Genomic DNA, 21688 nt, shown 5'->3' with positions numbered 1-21688 from the left:
TATCTCTTTAGAGGAGTCTTTACCATGTCAGATACACAAAGCCGTCCGCCGCTTCCCCCCTTCTCCCTCGAGTCTGCGATTGAGAAGGTCCGTCTCGCTGAAGATGGCTGGAACAGTCGCGATGCTGAAAAAGTCTCGCTGGCATATTCGCTGGATACTCAATGGCGTAACCGTGCAGAGTTTGCAAACAATCGTGAAGAAGCCAGAGGGTTTCTTGAACGCAAATGGAAAAAGGAACTTGAGTATCGCCTGATTAAAGAATTATGGGCATTTGGAGGCAATCGTATTGCCGTCCGTTATGCCTACGAATGGCACGATGACTCAGGTAACTGGTTCCGTTCTTACGGAAACGAGAACTGGGAATTCGGCGAAGATGGTCTGATGCAGCGCCGTTTTGCCTGTATCAATGACATGCCTATCAAGGAAAGCGAACGCAAGTTCCACTGGCCGCTGGGACGTCGTCCGGATGACCATCCGGGACTATCAGAGCTGGGTCTGTAGGGTTGCTGACGTGGTTCTTGCCAAACGTTAGCGGTTCGTTTTGCGTCAGGCATACAGCACCTGACGCAAATTATTAATACCGAATTACGCTTTCGTCTGCAGAGCCTTGACCACGGCTTCACCCAGCGTTTTTGCCGATGCCGGATTCTGCCCGGTGATCAGCCGTCCATCGACGACAACTTTGTTTTCGAAAATCGGCGCTTCCTCGAAGGAGGCACCGTCTTTTTTCAACGCCGCTTCAAGCTCAAACGGGACGATTTTATCGTACTGGCGGGACTTCTCTTCTTCAGCGGTAAAACCGGTCAGGTGACGCCCCTTAATTAACAGCTCGCCATTGCTGAGTCTCACATTCAACAGCCCTGCCGGGCCGTGGCAGACCGCGCTGATAATGTCATTGTTCTCATACATGGTTTTAACGATGTTCGTTAATTGGGGATTATTCACAAAGTCCCACATGGGCCCATGCCCGCCGACCAGCAGGATCGCACTGTATTCAGAAGGGTCAACCTTTGCCAGCGGGATGGAATTAGCCAGCTTGTTGCGATGCCCTGGGTTGGTCCAGAAATCCAGATTCGCGCGGTCTTTCAGGTCAAACCCGTCGAAAGGCGGCAGCCCGCCTTTGGGGCTGGCGATATCGTAATCCAGACCTGCTTTGTCAAAAACCTCTACCGGATGAGTCAGTTCCGGAAGCCAGAAGCCGCCGACCAGATCCGGCGTTTTTTTATCCAGGCTCGAGACGACGATCAAGATCTTATCTGCTTTGCGATCGCCCTGAGCGAAAGCCGGGGATGCGGTTGCGAATACGGCTATTGCGGCGATAAGGCCTGCGCATAATTTAAAAACGGACATAGAAAACTCCTTTTGCGGGTGATGTCTGCCGACTATATCCGCGAGAAATGCCTGAAAACAGCCGGTAAAATCGGGACATTTTGTTTAATAAAACGATGTAATGATTTTTAATTGGCGTGGTTTAATCGTGTAAAATGGTTCAATCGAAGATTAATGACGAGGAAGCTTAATGGGGCAGTCCGACAGTTTTGATGGCCTGGCAGAGTTTCTGGCAATCGCGAAACGACTGAGTATTCGTAAAGCCGCGATGGATCTGAATAAGACGCCGGGAGCAGTAAGTCTGGCCCTGCAGCGACTGGAGCATCGGCTTGGCGTCCCCCTTTTCCACCGCACGACGCGAAAGATGGCGCTTACCGAGTCTGGTGAATCGCTGCTTCAGCGAATACAACCTGCGGCACAGGTTATTGCCACGGGTTTTGAAGAGATCGCGCAGTCGGCACAGACACCGTCCGGGACACTGAAGTTAATCGTCGAGCGTCTGGCGATCCCCCACGTTATTGAACCTCTCTTACCGGTATTTCGTCAGGCATGGCCAAACCTGAATGTCGATATCACGGTCAGCAACCGGCACGATAACTTCGTCTCCGAAGGTTACGACGCCGGTATTATGATTGGCTCATACATTGAGCAGGATATGATCGCGATCCGTCTTTCCCCGCCGTTTAAATGGGCGGTATTTGGCTCACCGGACTATTTCCGCCGCAATGGAAAACCTGAAGTCGTCAGCGATCTTGCTCGCCATGAATGCATCCGCTTTCGCCGCCCGGAAAAGGGCGATATTTACCGCTGGGAATTTATCGAAAATAAAGAAAGCGTCAGAATCGAGCCGGCGGGTTCAGTGACCGTTAATGATGGTGAGCTAATGCGAAGCCTTGCCGTCAGGGGCACAGGACTGATCTACTCCTCCACCTTTCATGCCTCCCGTGAACTCGCCAATGGCACGTTGGAAGCAGCATTGCTTGACCTCTCTCCGGGAAACGATGGGCTGTTTCTTTATTTCTCAAAGGCAGCACGAAACCAGCCTAAGCTACGTGCGTTTATCGACGTATGTTTGCAGATGGGCAAGTAAAAGCGGTGTCCAGGGTCTGTCAGAGTTCTTGCAGTTTACGAACAAGATGACCTTTTAGTTTGCTGCGTAGCAAGGTGGCAGAAGAGTGGCTTATATTCGCTTTAAGGCCGCTCTTGTACGCTTCTGCGCTAAGGGTATGAGTGTTCAACTCAGCAGAAACCAGGGCCTGTAGAACTTTCTTCTGACCGTTATCTGGGGTGAGAACCGTAGAACGTTGGTGCTTATTACAAGATGACATAGCAGGCTCTCCCCTCTGTAACTGTTTTATACGCATGGAAATCTTCTGGAATCAGAGGCCGTGGAGCTTTCTTCCGCAGCCCTGTACATATATTATACCGTGGTTCATTTTTCAACCCAAGCATATAGTCATAGGTATCTTCCAGTGAGGTACGGCGACCAATGTCAACAACCCCGCCAGATGCGGCCTGAAAAACGAAGCCACCAACGTTAAACGTCTCAAAGTGCGCGATTAATACCAGCGAAACCGTCTGCAAAACAACAGCTCCCCCTAGTCCCACAAACCTGACATGGCGAAAATCGCCCAAGCTATCAATGCCATCGAACACGTCAAAGTAGACTTCGGCCATTCCGTTAACCGGGAATGAGGACTTCATCGGCATTTTGTATCCAATTCGGGTAAAGGTCAGCTCGTCAGCCAGGCTGCCAACAATGACAGTGTATACCTCGTTACCGGCAACAAAAACATAGCTATGATGAATACGTCGATCGTAGACAAATCTCTTTCGCCTCATTCCATAATCATCAAGAAAAATCTCTTCTTCTATGCGCATTGCCTGTCCCTGGTATCTAATTTTGCCGATACCGAAATACCATAGTGACAGGCGCTATATATCGAAAGACGTTTTACGGTCAAAGAGAAATGGAAATGTAACTCTGGAATATAATTAGCAAAATAAAATGAATGGCTGTAATGGCTTATCAGTACAACGCGACACTGATACCCGCTTTCGTGCGGATACGGCCCCCGCCACAACGACTGGAATGCGTAGGATGGAGAGCCAGCGCTAATTGCGCTGGCGAAGTTTTCTTTTAATTGAGGCCCTTTATGCTGCTGATGCTACAAAGGTGAATTGTATTCTCAGCACACAGACCTCACTTCTCCCCCACCCGCTCCAGCCACTCCCGATACGCACTCTCCGTCCCCTCCGGCAGATTATCCCGGTGAGCACGCAGCTCATCGTCCATACCGAAGAGTTTCCACACCAGAGGTGCCAGACGCGCCGTCGGGCTATTGCTGTTTTCGGCTTCCCGCAGCAGTTCCAGCGTGCGGCGCTGGAATTCGTTGAGAATGCCGGAGCGATAATCGAAAGCTTTGCCAAGTCCGGAGAGATACATTAGCTTCGGCGTATCGATCTCCGGCCACTGCAGCGCCATCTGTAGCGGCCACTCCAGCATGGTCCGCTCACCCCACATCGCGTCGGGCGGGGTGATTTTATTGGCGACCATCGTCAGGGTGAATGCCTGGGCCAGTTCGCCAAGATAGATATCGATGGCCTCCACCGACGGACGCCGCCAGAAGGCATCAAAGGGCTCGGTACGCGGCAGGCCCGTCTGCGCCAGCAGGCGCTGTTCAAGCTCCAGTACCTGAGCGCCGAGTTGCGCCTGGGTTACACGCGTGCTTTCGGTGGATTTTTTCTCACGGGTAGCGCAGTCCCACAGGCTGAGTGAGATTTGCCACTCGCGGCGCTCCCCTTCTCCACTACAGCCCATCGCGCCGGTGACGAAGTACTGCATTTCAGGCGGGACGATATCGAACAGGTCATTGCCGTCGATTTCACTGCCCATCAGTACCGGTCCGCCGCCTTCAACTACCTGCACATAGAAGCGGCTGGCGCAGTCGCTCTGATAATGCGCGGCTTCGGCGAAATACAGCGGGATAGCGCGGGTCAGGCGGCCGATATCATCTTCACGCTGCGACTCGCCCTGCTGTTGGCCGTCGGTAATTTTCGACCAGGCAAAGAAGCCCACGATCGGGGCATCTTTCGGTTTCTGGCTGAAGAACCAGGTCGCATTGTTCAGGCCGTAATGCCAGATCGGCTGGGTAAGCGCGAGCGTGTTAATCTGCATCTGCGCCGGATCGGCGGGAACGCCGGATGATTCCTGCTCACGCATCTCCTGGAAGGCGCGGGTAAATTCGTCCAGATGCTGTTTCAGCGGCGTGTAACCCAGGGCATACAAGCGCTCCAGCAGCTTTTCGCCCTCGTCGGCATTGCCCAGCGCCTGCCAGGCGCGGAGTAAGTTGATCCCGGCCATCGGGTCGTGCCGCTGTACGTCGTAAACCGGCGCCACCAGCTCAATCATCAGCGGAATTTGCCCGCTATTACCGAGATCGCCGGTGACCATCATCAGGGCGTTTTCGTCATACAGTCCACCCGCCAGCACGTCCTGATACAGCGCCCGGGCCGCATCGACGTCGTTGTGTTGCAGATAATGACGCGCCAGCCACAGCTGCGCCCGCCAGCTACCGGGCAGTGCCGCAGCCCGGTTCAGTGCAGCCAGATACGCCTCGTCTCCGCCACGCTCCTGCTGAATAGTCGCCCACCACAGCAGGCCGTTATCCTGATTCGGATCGGCCTGAATAGCCTGCCACAGGGTGTGGTCTGCACGCTCTTCTTCCCCGCGTTCGGCAAATACCTTCGCCAGATTGGTCAGCAGCGTGCCGGTTTCACCCGCTTTAGCCATGCCCGCCCGCAGGGTGGTTTCTGCAGCTGACAGCTCCCCATTTTCCATAAGCACGATGCCCTGAATGGTATGGCTGCGCTCCGGGATATCGTCGATCTCCACCAGACGCGCGGCGGCAGGTATCAGGTCAGCGGCAAAGCCGTCGTTCAGGCCGTTAATAATGGCCTGATAGAGTCCGGCTGCATCATCGCGTTTCTCGTCCAGCGACGGCAGAAACACCTTCTCGCGCCACTCGCGGCGCGGGATCTGCATTTCGCGACCATAGGAATCGTAAGCGACAATCAGTTCGTCGTCCAGGGTGGGTTCGGTGGCTGGCGCTGCAGACGGTTGTTCGGGTGTTTTTTTGCCGCTGATGGCAGAAAGGAGACGCTTAAACATGGCGGTTGCCCGTTGGTTGGTGAGTTTTTTAGCAATAACAACAGATACTAAACGCAAACGCTCCTCGTCAAAAGCCCCTAATTACAAGGGGCTGGCGGTTTCAGAGAAGCGCTACGTAGACGTTACCGCGACAGCTGTCTTGCCAGCGCCTGGAGCTGTTCGGCAATCGCCTGCAGATTTTGCCCGCCCTCGTTTTTCGGCCCGGTCGAGTGCCGCACTACCAGGTTGGCAGGCAGAACCGCCGAAGTTCCTGACCCGTTAAGGATATGCCGCACGGCCTCTTTTCCCTGCAGATCCAGGTCGAGGGAGACCGTCGTCAGTGCCGGATAGAAAAACGAGCTTTCGTAGGTATCGTCATAGCCTACCACCGACTTCTCGCCGGGGATGGAGATCTGATGCTGATGAAACGCGCTCAGCACGCCCAGCGCCATCTGGTCGTTCGCCACCAGCACGGCGCTAAAATGCGGCGTTTCCCGCAGCATCTGTAGCGCGCCGGCGTAGCCGCTCTGCGCATCCCAGTTACCGTGGAGCGTCGTCACCGGCTTCAGGCCGTAACCTTCCAGCGTCTCCACCCAGCTTTTTAACCGCAGCCGGGCCGAGACGGAGCCTTCCGGCCCGGCCAGCAATGCGATATCCCGGTGGCCAAGATCGTAGAGATATTTGACGCTGGCACGGGTACCGTCAGCCGGGTTAAACGAAACGTTATACACGGAGCTGTAGGGATCGACATCGAGGAACAGACAGACAATATCATCGTTGTCAGCCGCGATTTTCTGCGCCTTTTCCGTCTCCAGCGGGACGTTGATAATCACTTTCTCCACCCGCTGAGACTTCAGTTCATTAAGCGAATCCTGAATTCCATGATTGACGTTCTCATCAATCATCGAAATCAGTACCTGCCAGCCTTCCAGATTAGCATAGCGTTTTACCGCCGCCGCCACCTGCGAGGGAGCATGAAGCGCCAGGGACGTCGTCACCAGCCCGACCGTCTGACTCTGCTTGCCGACCAGCTGCTGGGCAAGGCGATTGGGCACGTAGCGTAATAACTCGATTGATTTCTCAACCTTAAGCCGCGTGGCTTCGGATACGTTTGCCGACTTGTTGAGTACCCTGGACACGGTCTGGTAGGAGACACCCGCATGGCGGGCTACATCTTCTAAGGTCGCGCTTTTCGACTTCATTGTCAGGTTCCTGATATTGGTATCTCCGAATTGTAACAGGGACCATTTAAAAAAACGCTCACCGCCACAGCAACTCGCGTAGATAGCCCTTTAAAAGTATGACGCTCACAATACATCACATTGTGAACAGACTCACCTCTCGTAACAAAATACGCCTCTTTATTTGCAGTTAATCACACTATTTAGATCATTCAATTGCCCACCGCTTCGTTCAGGCATCTTATGACATCGATTATGTGAACGTCATACAAAAAAATAAGAGGATTGCTATGAACACTACGCTGCGCACAGTCTCGCTGGCGTTAGCCACCGCGCTGACGTCATCTCCCCTGCTGGCCGCTTCCGTCCCGATTGATTTTCACGGCTATCTGCGGTCCGGGGTGGGCGTCTCCCAGGATGGCGGGATGCAGGAGTGGCAGAAGAACAAGCTGGGTCGTCTGGGCAACGAAGCGGATACCTACGGTGAGCTGGAGTTAGGCTCCGAGGTGTATAAGAAAAACGATGTCAGTTTCTATCTGACCACCATGGTCAGCATGGTCTCCGACGGCTCGAACGACAGCGAAACCACCTTTGGTGACGACGCCGAGTTTGGCCTGCGCCAGCTGAATCTGCAGATCAAAGGCCTGATCCCCGGCGATCCAAACGCGGTGATCTGGGGCGGGAAACGTTACTATCAGCGCCACGACCTGCATATCATCGATACCAAATACTGGAACATTTCCGGCTCCGGCGCGGGGATCGAGAACTACAGCTTCGGTCCGGGGGCTTTCTCCATCGCCTGGCTGCGCGGCGACGCTAATGACGTGGACTACCGCGTGGATGGCGACAATGATGTGAATATCAACTATATCGACCTGCGCTATGCCGGCTGGAAGCCGTGGAGCGGCGCATGGACCGAGTTCGGCATTGACTACGCCATGCCAAACCCGACCGATAAGCAGAAAGACTACGGCGGGCTGTACGAGGCCGACAACGGCGTGATGCTGACGGGTGAGATCAGTCAGGATATGTTCGGCGGCTATAATAAGCTGGTGCTGCAGTACGCCAACAAGGGTCTGGCGCAGAATATGGTCTCCCAGGGCGGCGGCTGGTATGACATGTGGAACGACGTCAATGACGCCACCGGCTACCGCGTGATCAATACCGGTCTGATCCCGATTACCGATAAGTTCTCCCTGAACCATGTCCTGACCCTGGGCTCCGCCAACGACACGACGGCGGTCACCGAAAAAGCGCGCCTGATCTCACTGGTCGGCCGCGCTCAGTACCAGTTTACGGATTATGTGCGCCTGATTGGCGAGGTGGGCGGTTTTTACCAGAAAGAGAGCTACGCCGACGGCTCCCACTATAAACAGAGCGGCGAGAAGTATACCGTGGCGCTGGGTCTGGCCGACGGCCCGGACTTTATGTCCCGTCCTGAACTGCGCGTATTCGCCTCTTATCTGAATGACTCAGAACAGGGCAACGCCTTTAACGACGGCAAGGCCAGCGACACCTGGAACGTAGGTGTGCAGGTAGAAGCCTGGTGGTAATACCGCGCTGAATGGCGTCAGGGATAGCCCTTGCAGGCTATCCCTTTTTTACGCCCTACTCTCCGGCAAAATGCTCATCCAGCAGCTGACGCAGCGCGTCAGACTGTTTTCCAAAGACGGCATGCACCTGCTTACCCAGGATAATCACCCCGGCCGCCCCTTCGTTCTGTAGCTGCTGCGAACTGACCGCAGAGAGTTTTTTAACCGTGACCCGCAAGCGGGTAATACAGGCATCAACGTTCTCGATATTGTCTCGCCCGCCAAACGCCTCTATCAGACGAAGGATCTGTTGCCGATCGCCGGTACTTAATTCCACGCTGGGTTCGGGACGAGAGAAGTAGTGCAGAAAGGATTTCAGACTGACCATAGAAGGCTCCTGATGGCTGGATGTAAGAACGCCTGCCCGGATGGGCAGGCGTGGTAAAACTGCGGTTACGCCCTGGTGGTAAGAATACGACAATCCCACGGCATCAGCGCCAGCGGGCCGCTAAGTTGTGATCCAGACAAGGCATCGGCATAGCCCTGCGGCAGATGCAGGGTCTGCTGCTGCGCGGAAAAGTTCTGGATAAAGACATAGCGGGTTTCGCCATCGCTGCGCGCCGTCGCCACCACCGCAGGTGGGAAATCACAGTCAATGGCGCGCGGCAGCGCCAGCGCCTGTATAAGGCTGCCGAAGAAGTCGCGCTGGAAGGCCAGATCGTTGCGCGAGGCCAGATGCCAGGCCTTGCCGTTGCCAAAATGATTGACCGTCACCGCCGGTCGGCCCGCATAGAAGTCATCCCGATAGGTCGCCAGCGGTTTCGCCGTTTCCGTATGAATGAGCTCGCACAGATGACGGGCCTGATACGGCCCCTGCAGTCCGGCGTCGTTGCCCGCCAGACCCTGGACCTGGTTACGTTCGTGATCGTCCAGACAGTCGATCTCTTCCGCCCAGATCCCCAGCAGCTTGCGCAGCGGACCGGGGAAACCGCCCAGATAGCAGAGGTCCGTTTCATTGACCACGCCGGTCCAGTAGGTGGTGACCAGATGCCCGCCGCCGGCGACAAAGGCCTCGGCCCGTTCGGCAAAGCCCTCGCGCACCATATAGAGCATGGGCGCGATAACCAGCGCGTAGCCGCTAAGATCGCCATCGGCGTCAATCACATCGACGGCCACACCCTGTTCCCAGAACGGTCGATAGTGCTCGTTGACCGTATTCTCGTACTCCATCCCTTTATTGCGCGGACCGGCAGCGTCATCCAGCGCCCAGCGGTTTTGCTGGTCGAAGATAATCGCCACTTTTGCCTCGGTACGACAGCCCGCCACGCCCGGCAGGCGCTTGAGCATATCCCCGAGGGCCGTGACTTCCCGCCCGGTACGGGTATCGAGATGACCGACATGATCGATAATCGCCCCGTGGAATTTCTCCACCGATCCCCGGCTTTTACGCCACTGGAAATACTGCACCGCATCGGCCCCGTGGGCCACCGCCTGCAGGGAGGAAAGAATGTGCATGCCCGGTTTTTTCAGCTTGCTGGTCGGCTGCCAGTTGGTGGTGCCCGGCGTCGATTCCATCAGCACAAAAGGTCTTCCCCCTTTCAGGCTGCGCATCATGTCGTGGTACATGGCGGTGTAACAGGCCAGCGTGGTTTCGTCTTTGTCCCGGTGCCACATCGGGTAACTGTCCCACGAAATGAAATCCAGCGGCTGCGAAAGCTGCCAGTAATCGTAGTCGTAGAAGTACTCCATAAAGTTGGTGGTCACCGGCAGATCGGCATTCACCGCCCGCAGCGGCGCAATCTCATGGCGACAGAAATCCGTGACCTGCGCGGTATTGAAACGCCGCCAGTCGAGATTCAGGCCGTGGATCGACACTTCGCCCTGCGGTGACGGCGACTCGATCTGCGACCAGTCGCTGTAGGTGTGGCTCCAGAAGGTGCTCCACCAGGCGTGGTTCAGCGCTTCCAGGGTCTTGTACCGCGCCTGCAGCCACTCGCGGAATTTCTCCTGGCACAGATCGCAGTGGCACTCGCCGCCGTATTCGTTGGAGATATGCCAGCCCAGCACCGCCGGATGGTCGGAGTAACGCTCCGCCAGCAGGGTATTGATTTTCAGAGTCTTTGCACGGTAGACCGGCGAGGTCATACAGTGATTATGACGCCCGCCGTGCAGGGCCGGAACCCGATCGCGCCCCACCCGCAGCACCTGCGGATATTTCTGTGACATCCACGCCGGACGCGCCGCGCTCGGCGTCGCCAGCCAGACGTGGATCTTCGCCGCCCACAGCTTATCGATAATATTATCGAGCCAGGCAAAATCGAATACATCTTCCTGAGGCTCCAGCTTCGCCCAGCTGAAGATCCCCACCGACATCACGTTGCAGTTTGCCTCTCCCATCATGGCAATATCGCGATCAAATACCGCGGGATCGTTTTCCCACTGTTCCGGGTTATAGTCGGCACCATGCAATACGCCGCCGACCTTAGGACTAAAAGGCGCAAATTTATTCATATTTAAGATCCTGAAATACAGCTGTATTTAATTAAAGACTTTCATTGACGGTAAAACTTTTCCCTGACAATTAAACAGCGCCTGATTTTCCCGCGCGTTACCCTCTTTCCAGTGGTCTTCTGTATATTTCATGCCCGCGGCCGTGGCCCAGGTGGTGCCCGGCACGGCAATCCAGGTCGGCTCCCAGTAAAAGATGCCTTTGCCGCGCTCGCCTTTGACGTCAATAACCGCCTGCATCAGATCGTGGATATAGTTATATTGCCCCTGAACCGTAGCCGGATAGCCGCCGTCTTTTTCTTCTTTGGCCTGGAAACTATTTTCCGCGTTATCGCAGTTTTCCAGGGTATATGCATAGGCGGCCTCAACCACAATCACGTCTTTGTTATAACGCTGGCTAATATCGTCCATATTGCTTTTCAGCGCGCTGATTGGCCCATTCCAGTAGGTGTACATAGAAAGCCCAATAATGTCGTAGGGCACATTGCGCTTGCTGATTTCATCGAACCACCAGCGGAAGGTGTCGTTCTTCGTCCCCTCGGCCAGGTGGAGCATAATTTTGACCTGCTCGCCGCCCTTCAGGTTTTCTTTCAACCCGCCGATAGCCGCGTTTAACAGCCCCGCCAGCCGGTCAAATTCGCCGCCGTCCTGTCCCCAGCTTTTGCCTTCCGGCCACAGCATGCCACCGTTAATTTCATTGCCAATCTGCACCATATCCGGCAGCACACCCTCCTGCTTAAAGCGGGCGATGGTGTCGCGGGTATAGTCGTGGATAGCCGTTTTAAGCTGCGGATAGTCCATCTTCGCCCAGGCTTTGGGCTTAAACTGTTTGCCCGGATCGGTCCAGAAGTCGCTGTAGTGGAAATCGAGCAACAGCTTCATTCCCTGCGCCTTCGCCCGCTTTGCCAGCGCCACGGTGGTTTCAAGATCGTTAGCACCACCGCCGTAGGTGTTGCCCTGCTCGTCTTTCGGATCCACCCACAGACGCAGACGAACGTAGTTGACGCCGTTGGCCTTCAGAATGGCGAGCGCATCCTGCTGCTGGTTATTCTGGTTATAAAATTTCGCGCCGTGCTGCTCGGCCTCCAGCAGCGTGGAGATATCTGCCCCTTTGATAAAGTCGGCGGGCATCGCGTTAAAAGGACGAGTATTCACCGTGTCGGCGGCATACGCGCCAAAGCTCAGACAAACAGCCAGTAAAGCCGGGGTAAATCGTTTCATAGAATTATCCTTTTGTACTGCCAGAGGTCAGGCCGGAGACGAAGTACTTCTGCAGGGCCAGGTAGAGGATCGCCACCGGAACGGCGATCAGGACAGCGCCCGCCGCGTAGGTGGTGTAGCTGGCCCCCATTTTTTGCGCCACCAGGTTATACAGCCCGATGGGCAGCGTGTACTTATCCGGGGTACGCAAAATGGTGCTGGAGAGAATAAAATCACCCAGCGGGCCGGTGAAGGAGAACAGCGCCACCACGGCCACAATCGGTTTCGACAGCGGCATAATAATTTCGATAAAGATGCGGAAATTACTGGCACCGTCCATACGCGCCGACTCGTCCAGATCTTTCGGAATGGCGTCGAGATAGCCCTTCATCAGATACGTATTCATCGGGATCATCCCGCCGACGTAGATCAGCACCAGCGCCAGATGACTGTTAATCAGCCCGAGCAGCTGGGAGAGGACGAAAATCGCAATCAGCGCCGAAAACTGCGGGATCATCTGCAGCAGCAGAAACAGCATCAGCCCGTTCTGCCGCCCCTTAAAGCGAAAGCGCGAGAAAGCGTAGGCGGTAAAGCTGACGCTGATTAAGGTCAGCACCATGGTCAGGAAGCTGATTTTCATCGAGTTCCAGTACCAGGTGACATAGTTCACCTGACCGTTAAAGAGATCGGCATAGTGCTGGAAGGAGAGATTCTCCGGAATAATCGAGCTGCTGAGCAGGCTGTTACCGGCGTTCAACGACGCGCCCACCGTCCAGACCAGCGGGTAGATAATAATCGTCGAGACCAGCACGATAACGAGCCAGGACAGAGAGAGGCGGATCCACTTCTCGCGCCGGATACTGGGTGATTTAGCCATTGCGTTGCCCTTATGCCATGTCGTCGTTTTTGAAAGATTTGGTGGCGCGGAACTGCCACAGCGCCAGGCCGACGACAAAAATCGACAGCAGGATGGTGATGGTTGCCGCTATCGCATACTGCGAAGAGGACATGGTGAGTTTATAAATCCACGACACCAGGATATCGGTGCCTCCCGCATTCGACCCCACCACTGCCGGTCCACCGTTGTTAAACAGGTAAATAATGTTGAAGTTGTTAAAGTTGAAGGTGTACTGGGTGATGATGATCGGCGCGATGGAGTACAGCACCAGCGGCAGCGTAATGGTCCGCATCCGGGTCCAGCTGCTGGCACCGTCCATGGTGGCCGCTTCATAGAGGTCGTCAGGGATCGCCTGCAGCACGCCGGTGGTCATGGCAAAGACAAACGGGAAGCCCAGCCAGGTCTGCATCATAATCAGCGCGGTTTTGGTCCAGAATGGATCGGTCATCCAGGCCTTGGGTGCAATGCCGAAGAAATCCAGAATCGCGTTGTTAATCACCCCGAACGAGTCGTTAAACATCCCGGCAAAGACCAGAATGGTGACAAAGCCCGGCACCGCCCATGGCAGAATAAAAATGGTGCGTATCAGCGGCTTAAAGCGCAGGTCTTTCTGGTTAACGAGGATCGCCAGCAGCACGCCCACGGTGCACTGCAACGTGGTCGCGAGCAGCGTCCACACCACCGTCCACTGCAGCACGTCGAGGAAGGTCGAGCGCCAGATCGACAGGGTGAAGATATTGATAAAGTTTTTAAACCCAACCCAGTCCACCAGCTTCGCGGGCGGCGTGTGGTAGAGGTTGTAGTTGGTGAAGGCGATGGCAAAACCGAACAGGATCGGGAAGACCACCACAAACACCAGCAGGATAAAGCCGGGGGTGATCATCAGATAGGGGAAACCGTCGCTGAGCAGCATCTGATACTGCTTGCGGACGCTGTTGAGCTGCAAACCTTCGTCGCGCTTTTTGCCGTTCAGCCAGGCATCGCGCATCGACAGCCCGTACACAGTAAGCCCAAACCCGATAATCAGGACGCTGATAATCCCTTCCGCCAGCAGGAAGATGGAGTTATCCCGCGGGACTTCTTCGCCCAGGGTATACAGCCCCCAGAGTCCTTCTTGCAGGAAGTCGTAGAAGACGCCGACAAAACTGCTCAGCAGCACCAGGAAGATAAGCCCCTTGAGCCACTGACGATGATAAAACTGACCGAAACCCGGCACGATAGCCAGCAGCAGGCCGTACAGGGCGTGACGCCCCGCGCCCTGGGCTTTAGCAATGTTTTCGCTGGGACTGATAATCACACACGACTCCTTCTGTAAACGGGAGGTCGCCCTCCCGTCCGTTACGTCAACGAATTACTGATTGCTTGCCTGCATGGCTTCGATCTGCATCTTGATCTGTTTTTCGGCACCGTCGAGGGCCGCTTTCGGATCCTGTTTCCCGGTCAGGCTAAGTTCCAGCGCCGCGTTGGACGGCCCCCAGACTTCACCCATCTCGGCAATGCCCGGCATCGCCGTAGCGCGTGCGGCCTGTACCGCAACGGCGCTGGCTTTTTCATCGTTCTTAATCAGCGGATCCTCGATCATCGCCTTCTGGGCCGGGATTTCGCGGGTAGCGATATAACGGGTTTTCACATACTGAGGCTGGTTGATAAAGTCGATAAACTGCTGGGCCAGGGCTTTATCTTTACTCCAGGTAGAGACCACATAGCCCTTCACGCCGAGGAATGAACTCATCGGCTTACCGTCAGGCAGGTTGGGGAGCGGTGCCACGCCGTAGTTGATCCCGGCCGCTTCATAAGGCTGGAACGCCCACGGGCCGTTAATCACCGCCGCCGCTTTTTTCTCGGTAAACAGGGAGTCGATGGCGTTCAGGCCGTTATCGCCGATAATCCCGGTCGGGAAGACGCCGTCGGCATAGAATTTTTTCAGGAAGGTTACGGCTTCGACCGCGCCGGGCTTATTGATCCCCACGTCCAGCGGGTTAAAACCGCCCTTGTCGTTTTTGCCAAAGATATAGCCGCCCATCGGGCCAATCACGCCCCAGCTGTAGTAGATCTGGTCGAACTTGGCGAGCAGGCCGTATTTGTTTTCCGCACGCTGGGTTTTTGAATAGTCATACCAGGCCTGCAGGCTATCGAGCGGCTTAGCGATCAGGTCTTTGTTATAAATCAGCACCAGCGTTTCGACCGCTTTTGGCACGCCGTAGAGTACGTTGTCCATGCGGAAGGCGTTAATCGAGGACGGCGTAAAGGCATCCGCTTTCTCGACGCTGAGATCCAGCGGCGACAGCAGGCCCTGCACGACCGCGCCACCCAGCTGGTCATTGGGGATCACCAGTACGTCAGGGCCAATCCCCGCCGGACCGTCAAGGCGCAGTTTCTCCAGCTGCTGGGCGTAGGGCATCTCCTGCACGTTGACCTTAACGTTGTACTGTTTTTCAAAATCGCTGATGGCATCTTTAATACCGGCGGATTTCTTAATATCTTCCCAGACATTAAGCTGTCCCGCGGCCTGAACCTGGCCGATGGCCAGCGTGGAGAGGATAAGTGCAGCAAGTATGTTCTTTTTCATTACCAGCCTCATGTGAAGGTATAACATATTTGTGGTTTTTATGTGGTTACATAACGCAGGCACAAACCAGAAACAGCTGATATCTGGCGAGTTTAAACCTGTAACACCAACATCTCAGATTTGTTATACGCTACGCTTTGAAGGGGTTTAAAACTAGAGGAAACTGCGGGTTGTGTGATCGTGATTGCAGAAATGAAACATCGATATAGGGCCGATGAATACTGAAAGATATAGTCTTCGCAGCAACTTAACGCTGTTTCTCTGAAATGTTATACGTAATACAGAATGACATTTCAGGCGCCTGATTCTAACGGCACACAACGGCCAGACTTCGGGGAATGTGGATGTCGAGTATACAACTGAGAAATGTCACCAAACGGTTCGGAAATGCGGTGACCCTGCACAATGTCGATCTCGCGATTGAAGACGGCGAGTTCGCGGTTTTTGTCGGACCTTCGGGCTGCGGTAAATCGACGCTGCTGCGCATGATTGCCGGGCTGGAAGAGGTCAGCGAAGGTGAAGTGCTGATCGGCAATGAGGTGATGAACGACGTGGCGCCCGCGCACCGGGGCGTGTCGATGGTATTTCAGTCCTATGCGCTCTATCCGCATATGACGGTGGCGGAGAATATCGGCTACGGGCTGAAGGTCAACAAAGTCCCGAAAGCGGAGATCCGCCATCAGGTAGAGATGGTGGCCAAAACGCTACAGCTCTCCGCCCTTCTCGACCGTAAGCCAAAACAGCTCTCCGGCGGTCAACGTCAGCGCGTGGCGATTGGCCGGGCGATTGTGCGCAACCCACGCGTGTTTATGTTTGATGAACCGCTCTCTAACCTCGATGCGGAGCTGCGCGTCGACATGCGTCTGCATATCGCCCGCCTGCACCAGGAGCTGAAAACCACCATGGTCTATGTGACCCACGATCAGGTCGAAGCCATGACCCTGGCCGATAAGATTGTGGTGATCAACGGCGGTAAGGTGGAGCAGATGGGCGCGCCGATGGAGCTCTACTACAACCCGATCAATAAGTTTGTCGCCGGGTTTATCGGCTCGCCGAAGATGAACTTCCTGCCCGCCGTGGTGACCCACTGGCAGCCGGGCCAGCTTGCAGTCACCCTTAACGAAGGCAATAGCCTGACGCTGGATATCGACACCACGCCGCTGGACGTGGGTGCGTCGGTAACGCTGGGGATCCGCCCGGAACATCTCTCCACCGACACATCAAGCGGTGCGGTACTGGCGTTTCAGTGCGAAGTGGTCGAACGACTGGGAAACAATACGTATCTCTTTGGCCAGTGTTACGGCCACGACAATATTAAAGTCCTGCTGCCGGGCGACGCCCGGTTTAGCCCGTGGCAAGAAATCGACGTTGCGTTTGCGCCCGGCAGTTGCCTGGTCTTCGATGAAAACGGCCTGCGCATCAGCCAGAACCAACCGCACCATAGCTGAATCTCCTCAAGCCCGGCGCGCAGGTGACCGGGCTTTCTGCCGTATCGCCTATTGCCACTTTCCCTCTTTTGAACCACGCTGTTATCTGCGCAGAATTACCCTACAACCTTTGCGCCATTGCGATACCGCAGCCTCAGGCGCACATCATGGAGAAGAGAGATGCTCAATGTAAAAGGCTATGCGGCCCTGGCCGTTAAGCAGGACCTGGTTCCCCACAGCTTTGCCCGCCGCGACCCGCGCGAGACGGATGTTGTTATCGATATTCTCTACAGCGGCGTCTGCCACTCGGATATTCACAGCGCCTTTAATGACTGGGGCAATGCCACCTACCCGATGGTGCCGGGCCACGAAATTATCGGCAAGGTCAGCCGTGTTGGCAGCCGAGTAAAAGGCTTTAGCGTCGGGGATTATGTCGGCGTGGGCTGTATGGTCGATTCCTGTCAGCACTGTGATCCCTGTGCAAAAGGGCTGGAGCAGTACTGCGAGGCCGGGCCGACCCTGACCTATAACAGTATCGACCCGCACGACCAGCTCCCGACCTACGGCGGCTATTCAGACAAGATCGTGGTCAGCGAGAAGTTTGTGGTGAAAATTCCCGCCGGGCTGGATCTGAAAGGTGCCGCGCCGCTGCTGTGCGCCGGGATCACCACCTGGTCTCCCCTGCGTCACTGGAAGGTGACCAGCGGCAGTAAAGTGGCGGTGGTGGGACTGGGCGGTCTCGGGCATATGGCGATCAAACTGGCGGCGGCACTCGGCGCGGAAGTGACCCTCTTTACCCGCTCACCGGGCAAAGAGGCCGACGCGCGCCGTCTGGGCGCAAAACACGTGCTGTTCTCCACCGACGAGCAGCAAATGGCGGACGCTGCCAACCAGTTTGATTTAATTATTGATACCGTGCCCTACGCCCACGATCTGAATCCGTATCTGCCGACGCTGACGCTTGATGGTACCCTGGTGCTGGTCGGCTATCTGGGCGATCTCGACCCGATCGTCAATAGCGTCCCGCTGATTATGGGCCGTAAATCGATCGCCGGCTCGCTGATTGGCGGTATTGCGGAAACCCAGGAGATGCTTAACTTCTGCGGGGCGCACAATGTTACCGCCGACGTGGAGGTCATCGCCATGCCGGATATCAACCAGGCCTGGCAGCGGATGCTGAAAAGCGACGTGAAATATCGCTTTGTGATTGATATGGCGACGCTGTAATTGTCCGGCTAAAGGGCGAATTTCCGCCCTTTAGCCCTTATAGCGCAGCGCCTCAATCAGCCGGGCAAAGGCGGCGGTATGCTGTCGGCGGCTCGGGTAGTAAAGATAATAGCCGGGAAACGGCTCGCACCACTCTTCCAGCACCTTCACCAGCTTGCCTTCGCCCACCGCCGCTTCTACCGTATCTTCCGGCACCAGCGCCAGCCCCATCCCCGCCATAGCAGCCTCAAGCCGCGAGGAAAGGTTATTAAAGGTAAGCTGTCCTTCCACTCTGACGCGTAGCTGCTGGCCGTCGCGGGAGAACTCCCACGCGTACAGTCCACCCAGCGTCGGCAGGCGCATATTGATACAGTTGTGGCTCTGAAGTTCGTGCGGGGTCTGCGGCACGCCATTGCGGGAAAAATAGTCCGGGCTACCCACCACCACCATGCGCCAGTCAGGCCCGACACGCACCGCCACCATATCGCGGGCTACCTGCTCCCCCAGCCGGACGCCTGCGTCAAAACGACCGCTGACGATATCGGCCAGGCTGTTGTCGATGCTGAGCTCGACGTTAACATCCGGATACTGCTGTAGCCAGGGCTGCAGCGCGGGCCAGAGCGCATAGTGCAGAGCATGCTCGCCCAGCGTCAGCCGAATATTACCCGCCACGCGCTCGCGCATATCGGTGAGTGAAATCAGCTCCTGCTCAATATCATCAAAGCGCGGGCTGATATTGTTGATCAGCATCTCCCCGGCTTCGGTAGGCGCCACGCTGCGGGTCGTTCGCGTCAGCAGACGTACCGCCAGCCGCTCTTCCAGACCACGTATGGCATGGCTCAGCGCGGACTGAGAAACCCCCAGCTTCGCCGCTGCGCGGGTAAAACTGCGCTCGCGGGCTACCACGATCAGATAGAACAGGTCATTAAAGTTATCACGTAGCATGGGCGTTTCTCCGCAGGGACCGAGCGTTTGCCTGCTATTGTAGCGGGATGGTGGAAGCGCATTAATGAATTTTACTCATAAGACCATCCCGACAAGGGCGAATAATCGCAGCGGCGAAGATCTGCTAGCCTGAATATCACCGTTTCTTATCGGAGACTCACTGATGAAAATTATCCGCAACGCCTCGAACCCGTCCGTCGCCGGTCCCGAAAGCTACTTTAGCGGCCAGGTCCGTATCGATAGCCCTTTTAGCGCCAGCGCCCCTGCCCGCGTCGGCGGCGCTATCGTCACCTTTGAACCGGGCGCCCGTACGGCCTGGCATACCCACCCGCTGGGCCAGACGTTAATCGTCACCCAGGGCCAGGGCTGGATCCAAAAAGAGGGAGAAGCGGTAGAAACGATTAATCCCGGCGATATTGTCTGGATCCCGGAGAACGTCAGGCACTGGCACGGCGCAACCCGCAAGACGGCGATGACCCATATCGCCATTGCCGAATCGCTCGACGGTAGTACGGTCACCTGGCTTGAGAAGGTCAGTGAAGAGGAGTATCCGCAGAAGTAGCGGAGACAAAAAAGGCGACATTATCGTCGCCCTTTTACTGCTCACGTCTTAAACGTGTTTCTGCGCATCATTAATAATGCTGCCGCACAGCTGCGGGATCTCCTGCAGCACAATCCCTGCTGCGCCAGAAGGTTTGACGACTTTGTCATACCACTCTTCCCGCGACAGCTCGCCGGACAGGCGGTTAACGCGCACCAGCCTGGCGTAGTGCTGAATCGCCGATTCATTCAGGTAGCAGGCGTACTGTCGGCTCAGCACGTAATCGATAGCCAGCATCTTCCCTTCCGGGGTTTCCGCGGCTTCTCGCGCGGTGATATTTTGTTCGCGTGCGATGCGAATCAGACCGTGAAAGAGCTCTTCATCGGCTTTTTGCTGGGCCTCATAGATCCCTTTTGCCTGCTTAATCAGCGTTTTGATTTGCTTTTCTCTGCCTTTCAGCGTTCTGCGACGCAGGAACCCGAACATGCTGCACCCCTGAAATAGTAAAAATAGCGATAATCTACCCATAATGCTGCGCCGCACGCACGGACGCAAACGCGTAAACAGCGACTCGCTGCCTGCGCGGGGGTGTAATGTGCTCGTCGTCACAATCGCTGTCAACAGGAACCTGCTACAGACACTTTTTGTTAAACAATTTCTGCGCAGCGCCGATGCTAATAGCGTGTCAATAACCCTGACAAACTATATGGAGATGGTCGTCTGATGATTAGCCATGTCACTAACTCGCTGCAGGCCGCGCTAAGTCGGCTGAATCCAACGGCCCAGGTGTCGAAGGCCAGCGTCGCCCTGCCCGCCGCCGCGTCCGCCTCTGCAAAGGTGATGTTCGGCAGCCAGAGTTCAGAGATCGCCGAGATCTACAGTATTTCGCCGCAGAAACGCGTTACCACACCCGCCGGAATGAACAGCACGCAGATCCAGAATCTGATGCACAGCGTCATGACCAGCGGGCCATCAATCGGTTTTAACGGCCTCGGCAGCGCCCTGCTGGCGCAGTTACAGGATAATCCTGGCGATCTGACCCAGGTCCTGACCACCGCCCAGGTTGGCGAAAGCGCAGTCAGGGCCGGGCAGGATTCGGCCGTCGCGCTGACCATCACCACCCAGACCGGCGTCACCGTTAGCCTGAGCCTGACGCGTCAGTCGGACGGCATGGCCGTTGAGATTAAAACCAGCGGAACCCTGAGCAAAGATGAGTCAGAGGCTATCGCCGGACTGGGCGAAGCCTTCCAGAAAGCCCTTAACGGTCTGGCGCAGCAGCCGCCGAAAATGGATCTGAGCGGGCTGACGAAATTCGACAGCAGCATTCTCAAGTCCGTTGATCTGAAAACGGATATTCGCAGCGGTGATACCAAACTGCAGTCGCTTAACTTCCGCGCCGATGATGTCGAGCGCTGGGTCGCTTATCAGGATCAGGACGTCTCTCTGAAGATGACCAGCGACCGCAGCCAGAGCACCATCGGGGGTAATGCCGCCCAGCAGCTGCTCACCCTGAGCGCCTATGATAAGCAGTTTGATCAAGCGCGCAGCGATGGCCACGGCGATAAGGCGCAGATGGATATGCTGAAGTCGGTCTTCCGTGCGCTGAATGAGTCATCCCCTTCTCAGCAGAGCGAAGCCACGACGGCGGCCAGTACCGCGATTCGACTGGGCAGCACTGCCGCCTCGCGCCTGAGCGGTCTGAACGACTTCTCTCTGGAACTGACCCAGACGGAAAAATCGATTAACCCGTATCGTCAGGATGAGAAACAGAGCTTCTCTTATCAGGCCTCCCAGACGACGGAAAATAATCGCCTGTTTGACGGTTCCGGCACCCTCAAACAGACGAACCATGCGCATTTAAGCGCCTCCTGGTATAAACCGGTTGATGCCAGCATTCCGCTGTCGCTCAATATGATGAAGTCGTCGCAGAACTACTATTACCATCAGCTGGAACAGGATTCGGTAAACACCACCAGCCTGAACTTCAATACTCAGGGCCAGCTCGCCAGCGTCGGTACCACCTCGCAAATCAGTAACCGTGAGACGGTGACAAAATATGTGCTGGGCGAAGTGATCGAAAGTCTGACGACGCCGGAAGAAGAGAACAAAGAGAATCTGATTAAACTCCTGGAGGATAACTGACCCTCAGTTTCCTCTCTTTTCCTGCAGGCGAGCGCAGGATTCTCCTCCTCGCCTGCAGCC

The 21688-nt window shown here is 55.8% G+C and carries 19 protein-coding genes; 7 read left to right on the top strand and 12 right to left on the bottom strand.

Going from position 1 to position 21688, the window contains the following annotated elements:
* The first annotated feature begins 24 nt into the window (after positions 1 to 24).
* Entirely contained in the window at positions 25 to 501 is a 477-nt protein-coding gene (locus EDF81_RS00785; protein WP_123345361.1) for a nuclear transport factor 2 family protein, read from the top strand.
* 84 nt (positions 502 to 585) lie between these two features.
* Here EDF81_RS00785 and EDF81_RS00780 read toward each other — a convergent pair whose 3' ends face one another.
* On the bottom strand, positions 586 to 1350 hold the full coding sequence (locus EDF81_RS00780; protein WP_123345360.1) for a type 1 glutamine amidotransferase domain-containing protein: 765 nt from the start codon (positions 1348 to 1350) through the stop codon (positions 586 to 588).
* Positions 1351 to 1519: 169 nt separating this feature from the next.
* Here EDF81_RS00780 and EDF81_RS00775 point away from each other — a divergent pair, with 169 nt between their 5' ends.
* On the top strand, positions 1520 to 2419 hold the full coding sequence (locus tag EDF81_RS00775; RefSeq protein ID WP_123345358.1) for a LysR family transcriptional regulator: 900 nt from the start codon (positions 1520 to 1522) through the stop codon (positions 2417 to 2419).
* 224 nt (positions 2420 to 2643) lie between these two features.
* On the opposite strand, the gene EDF81_RS00770 is transcribed toward EDF81_RS00775, so the two are convergent.
* The 3 genes from EDF81_RS00770 to EDF81_RS00760 form a co-directional block, all read right to left on the bottom strand.
* Positions 2644 to 3210, bottom strand: coding sequence for a hypothetical protein (locus EDF81_RS00770; RefSeq protein ID WP_123345356.1), 567 nt, complete (start codon positions 3208 to 3210; stop codon positions 2644 to 2646).
* Between the two features lie 322 nt (positions 3211 to 3532).
* A complete protein-coding gene (locus EDF81_RS00765; RefSeq protein ID WP_123345355.1) occupies positions 3533 to 5500 on the bottom strand; it encodes a lipopolysaccharide assembly protein LapB in 1968 nt (655 codons plus the stop codon).
* A 122-nt stretch (positions 5501 to 5622) separates the two neighbouring features.
* Positions 5623 to 6681 carry a LacI family DNA-binding transcriptional regulator gene (locus tag EDF81_RS00760; RefSeq protein WP_123345353.1) on the bottom strand — a complete coding sequence of 353 codons (1059 nt, stop codon included), beginning with the start codon at positions 6679 to 6681 and terminating at the stop codon, positions 5623 to 5625.
* Between the two features lie 269 nt (positions 6682 to 6950).
* On the opposite strand from EDF81_RS00760, the gene EDF81_RS00755 reads away from it, so the two are divergent.
* Positions 6951 to 8213, top strand: a complete 1263-nt coding sequence (locus EDF81_RS00755; RefSeq protein WP_123345351.1) for a maltoporin — start codon at positions 6951 to 6953, stop codon at positions 8211 to 8213.
* A 55-nt stretch (positions 8214 to 8268) separates the two neighbouring features.
* Here EDF81_RS00755 and EDF81_RS00750 read toward each other — a convergent pair whose 3' ends face one another.
* From EDF81_RS00750 to EDF81_RS00725, 6 genes are all read right to left on the bottom strand, one after another.
* Positions 8269 to 8580: a glucose PTS transporter subunit EIIB gene (locus EDF81_RS00750; protein ID WP_123345349.1), complete on the bottom strand. Its 312-nt coding sequence runs from the start codon at positions 8578 to 8580 to the stop codon at positions 8269 to 8271.
* A 65-nt stretch (positions 8581 to 8645) separates the two neighbouring features.
* Positions 8646 to 10703 carry a beta-galactosidase gene (locus EDF81_RS00745; protein WP_123345347.1) on the bottom strand — a complete coding sequence of 686 codons (2058 nt, stop codon included), beginning with the start codon at positions 10701 to 10703 and terminating at the stop codon, positions 8646 to 8648.
* A 27-nt stretch (positions 10704 to 10730) separates the two neighbouring features.
* Positions 10731 to 11921 (bottom strand): arabinogalactan endo-beta-1,4-galactanase, encoded by a 1191-nt coding sequence (locus tag EDF81_RS00740; protein ID WP_123345345.1) that lies wholly within the window; start codon positions 11919 to 11921, stop codon positions 10731 to 10733.
* 4 nt (positions 11922 to 11925) lie between these two features.
* Entirely contained in the window at positions 11926 to 12777 is an 852-nt protein-coding gene (locus EDF81_RS00735; RefSeq protein WP_123345343.1) for a sugar ABC transporter permease, read from the bottom strand.
* A gap of 10 nt (positions 12778 to 12787) precedes the next feature.
* Positions 12788 to 14095: a carbohydrate ABC transporter permease gene (locus EDF81_RS00730; RefSeq protein ID WP_123345341.1), complete on the bottom strand. Its 1308-nt coding sequence runs from the start codon at positions 14093 to 14095 to the stop codon at positions 12788 to 12790.
* Between the two features lie 54 nt (positions 14096 to 14149).
* A complete protein-coding gene (locus tag EDF81_RS00725) occupies positions 14150 to 15367 on the bottom strand; it encodes an extracellular solute-binding protein (protein WP_123345340.1) in 1218 nt (405 codons plus the stop codon).
* 344 nt (positions 15368 to 15711) lie between these two features.
* Here EDF81_RS00725 and EDF81_RS00720 point away from each other — a divergent pair, with 344 nt between their 5' ends.
* The gene (locus EDF81_RS00720; RefSeq protein ID WP_123347634.1) at positions 15712 to 16815 is read left to right on the top strand and encodes an ABC transporter ATP-binding protein; all 1104 of its coding nucleotides are present in this window, start codon (positions 15712 to 15714) and stop codon (positions 16813 to 16815) included.
* A gap of 159 nt (positions 16816 to 16974) precedes the next feature.
* On the top strand, positions 16975 to 18021 hold the full coding sequence (locus tag EDF81_RS00715) for an NAD(P)-dependent alcohol dehydrogenase (protein WP_123345338.1): 1047 nt from the start codon (positions 16975 to 16977) through the stop codon (positions 18019 to 18021).
* A gap of 30 nt (positions 18022 to 18051) precedes the next feature.
* Here the strand turns inward: EDF81_RS00715 and EDF81_RS00710 are convergent, their stop codons facing one another.
* A complete protein-coding gene (locus tag EDF81_RS00710) occupies positions 18052 to 18945 on the bottom strand; it encodes a LysR family transcriptional regulator (RefSeq protein ID WP_123345336.1) in 894 nt (297 codons plus the stop codon).
* A 163-nt stretch (positions 18946 to 19108) separates the two neighbouring features.
* Between EDF81_RS00710 and EDF81_RS00705 the strand changes: the two genes are divergently transcribed.
* Complete coding sequence (locus tag EDF81_RS00705; protein WP_123345334.1) at positions 19109 to 19507, top strand: cupin domain-containing protein; 399 nt, start codon at positions 19109 to 19111, stop codon at positions 19505 to 19507.
* 48 nt (positions 19508 to 19555) lie between these two features.
* Here EDF81_RS00705 and EDF81_RS00700 read toward each other — a convergent pair whose 3' ends face one another.
* Entirely contained in the window at positions 19556 to 19972 is a 417-nt protein-coding gene (locus tag EDF81_RS00700) for a hypothetical protein (RefSeq protein WP_123345332.1), read from the bottom strand.
* Positions 19973 to 20209: 237 nt separating this feature from the next.
* Here EDF81_RS00700 and EDF81_RS00690 point away from each other — a divergent pair, with 237 nt between their 5' ends.
* Positions 20210 to 21628, top strand: coding sequence for a hypothetical protein (locus EDF81_RS00690; RefSeq protein ID WP_123345329.1), 1419 nt, complete (start codon positions 20210 to 20212; stop codon positions 21626 to 21628).
* The last annotated feature ends 60 nt before the right edge of the window (positions 21629 to 21688 follow it).

The organism is Enterobacter sp. BIGb0383, assembly GCF_003751845.1.
Taxonomy (GTDB): Bacteria; Pseudomonadota; Gammaproteobacteria; order Enterobacterales; family Enterobacteriaceae; genus BIGb0383.
The sequence above is the reverse complement of the archived record's forward strand: the minus strand, read 5'-3'. Positions and strand labels throughout refer to the sequence as shown.

What these genes read in the sequence shown, in the direction of transcription:
- EDF81_RS00785 (WP_123345361.1), top strand. Translation starts at nt 25, where the DNA reads ATGTCAGATACACAAAGCCGTCCGCCGCTTCCCCCCTTCTCCCTCGAG.
- EDF81_RS00780 (WP_123345360.1), bottom strand. Translation starts at nt 1,350, where the DNA reads ATGTCCGTTTTTAAATTATGCGCAGGCCTTATCGCCGCAATAGCCGTA.
- EDF81_RS00775 (WP_123345358.1), top strand. Translation starts at nt 1,520, where the DNA reads ATGGGGCAGTCCGACAGTTTTGATGGCCTGGCAGAGTTTCTGGCAATC.
- EDF81_RS00770 (WP_123345356.1), bottom strand. Translation starts at nt 3,210, where the DNA reads ATGCGCATAGAAGAAGAGATTTTTCTTGATGATTATGGAATGAGGCGA.
- EDF81_RS00765 (WP_123345355.1), bottom strand. Translation starts at nt 5,500, where the DNA reads ATGTTTAAGCGTCTCCTTTCTGCCATCAGCGGCAAAAAAACACCCGAA.
- EDF81_RS00760 (WP_123345353.1), bottom strand. Translation starts at nt 6,681, where the DNA reads ATGAAGTCGAAAAGCGCGACCTTAGAAGATGTAGCCCGCCATGCGGGT.
- EDF81_RS00755 (WP_123345351.1), top strand. Translation starts at nt 6,951, where the DNA reads ATGAACACTACGCTGCGCACAGTCTCGCTGGCGTTAGCCACCGCGCTG.
- EDF81_RS00750 (WP_123345349.1), bottom strand. Translation starts at nt 8,580, where the DNA reads ATGGTCAGTCTGAAATCCTTTCTGCACTACTTCTCTCGTCCCGAACCC.
- EDF81_RS00745 (WP_123345347.1), bottom strand. Translation starts at nt 10,703, where the DNA reads ATGAATAAATTTGCGCCTTTTAGTCCTAAGGTCGGCGGCGTATTGCAT.
- EDF81_RS00740 (WP_123345345.1), bottom strand. Translation starts at nt 11,921, where the DNA reads ATGAAACGATTTACCCCGGCTTTACTGGCTGTTTGTCTGAGCTTTGGC.
- EDF81_RS00735 (WP_123345343.1), bottom strand. Translation starts at nt 12,777, where the DNA reads ATGGCTAAATCACCCAGTATCCGGCGCGAGAAGTGGATCCGCCTCTCT.
- EDF81_RS00725 (WP_123345340.1), bottom strand. Translation starts at nt 15,367, where the DNA reads ATGAAAAAGAACATACTTGCTGCACTTATCCTCTCCACGCTGGCCATC.
- EDF81_RS00720 (WP_123347634.1), top strand. Translation starts at nt 15,712, where the DNA reads ATGTCGAGTATACAACTGAGAAATGTCACCAAACGGTTCGGAAATGCG.
- EDF81_RS00715 (WP_123345338.1), top strand. Translation starts at nt 16,975, where the DNA reads ATGCTCAATGTAAAAGGCTATGCGGCCCTGGCCGTTAAGCAGGACCTG.
- EDF81_RS00710 (WP_123345336.1), bottom strand. Translation starts at nt 18,945, where the DNA reads ATGCTACGTGATAACTTTAATGACCTGTTCTATCTGATCGTGGTAGCC.
- EDF81_RS00705 (WP_123345334.1), top strand. Translation starts at nt 19,109, where the DNA reads ATGAAAATTATCCGCAACGCCTCGAACCCGTCCGTCGCCGGTCCCGAA.
- EDF81_RS00700 (WP_123345332.1), bottom strand. Translation starts at nt 19,972, where the DNA reads ATGTTCGGGTTCCTGCGTCGCAGAACGCTGAAAGGCAGAGAAAAGCAA.
- EDF81_RS00690 (WP_123345329.1), top strand. Translation starts at nt 20,210, where the DNA reads ATGATTAGCCATGTCACTAACTCGCTGCAGGCCGCGCTAAGTCGGCTG.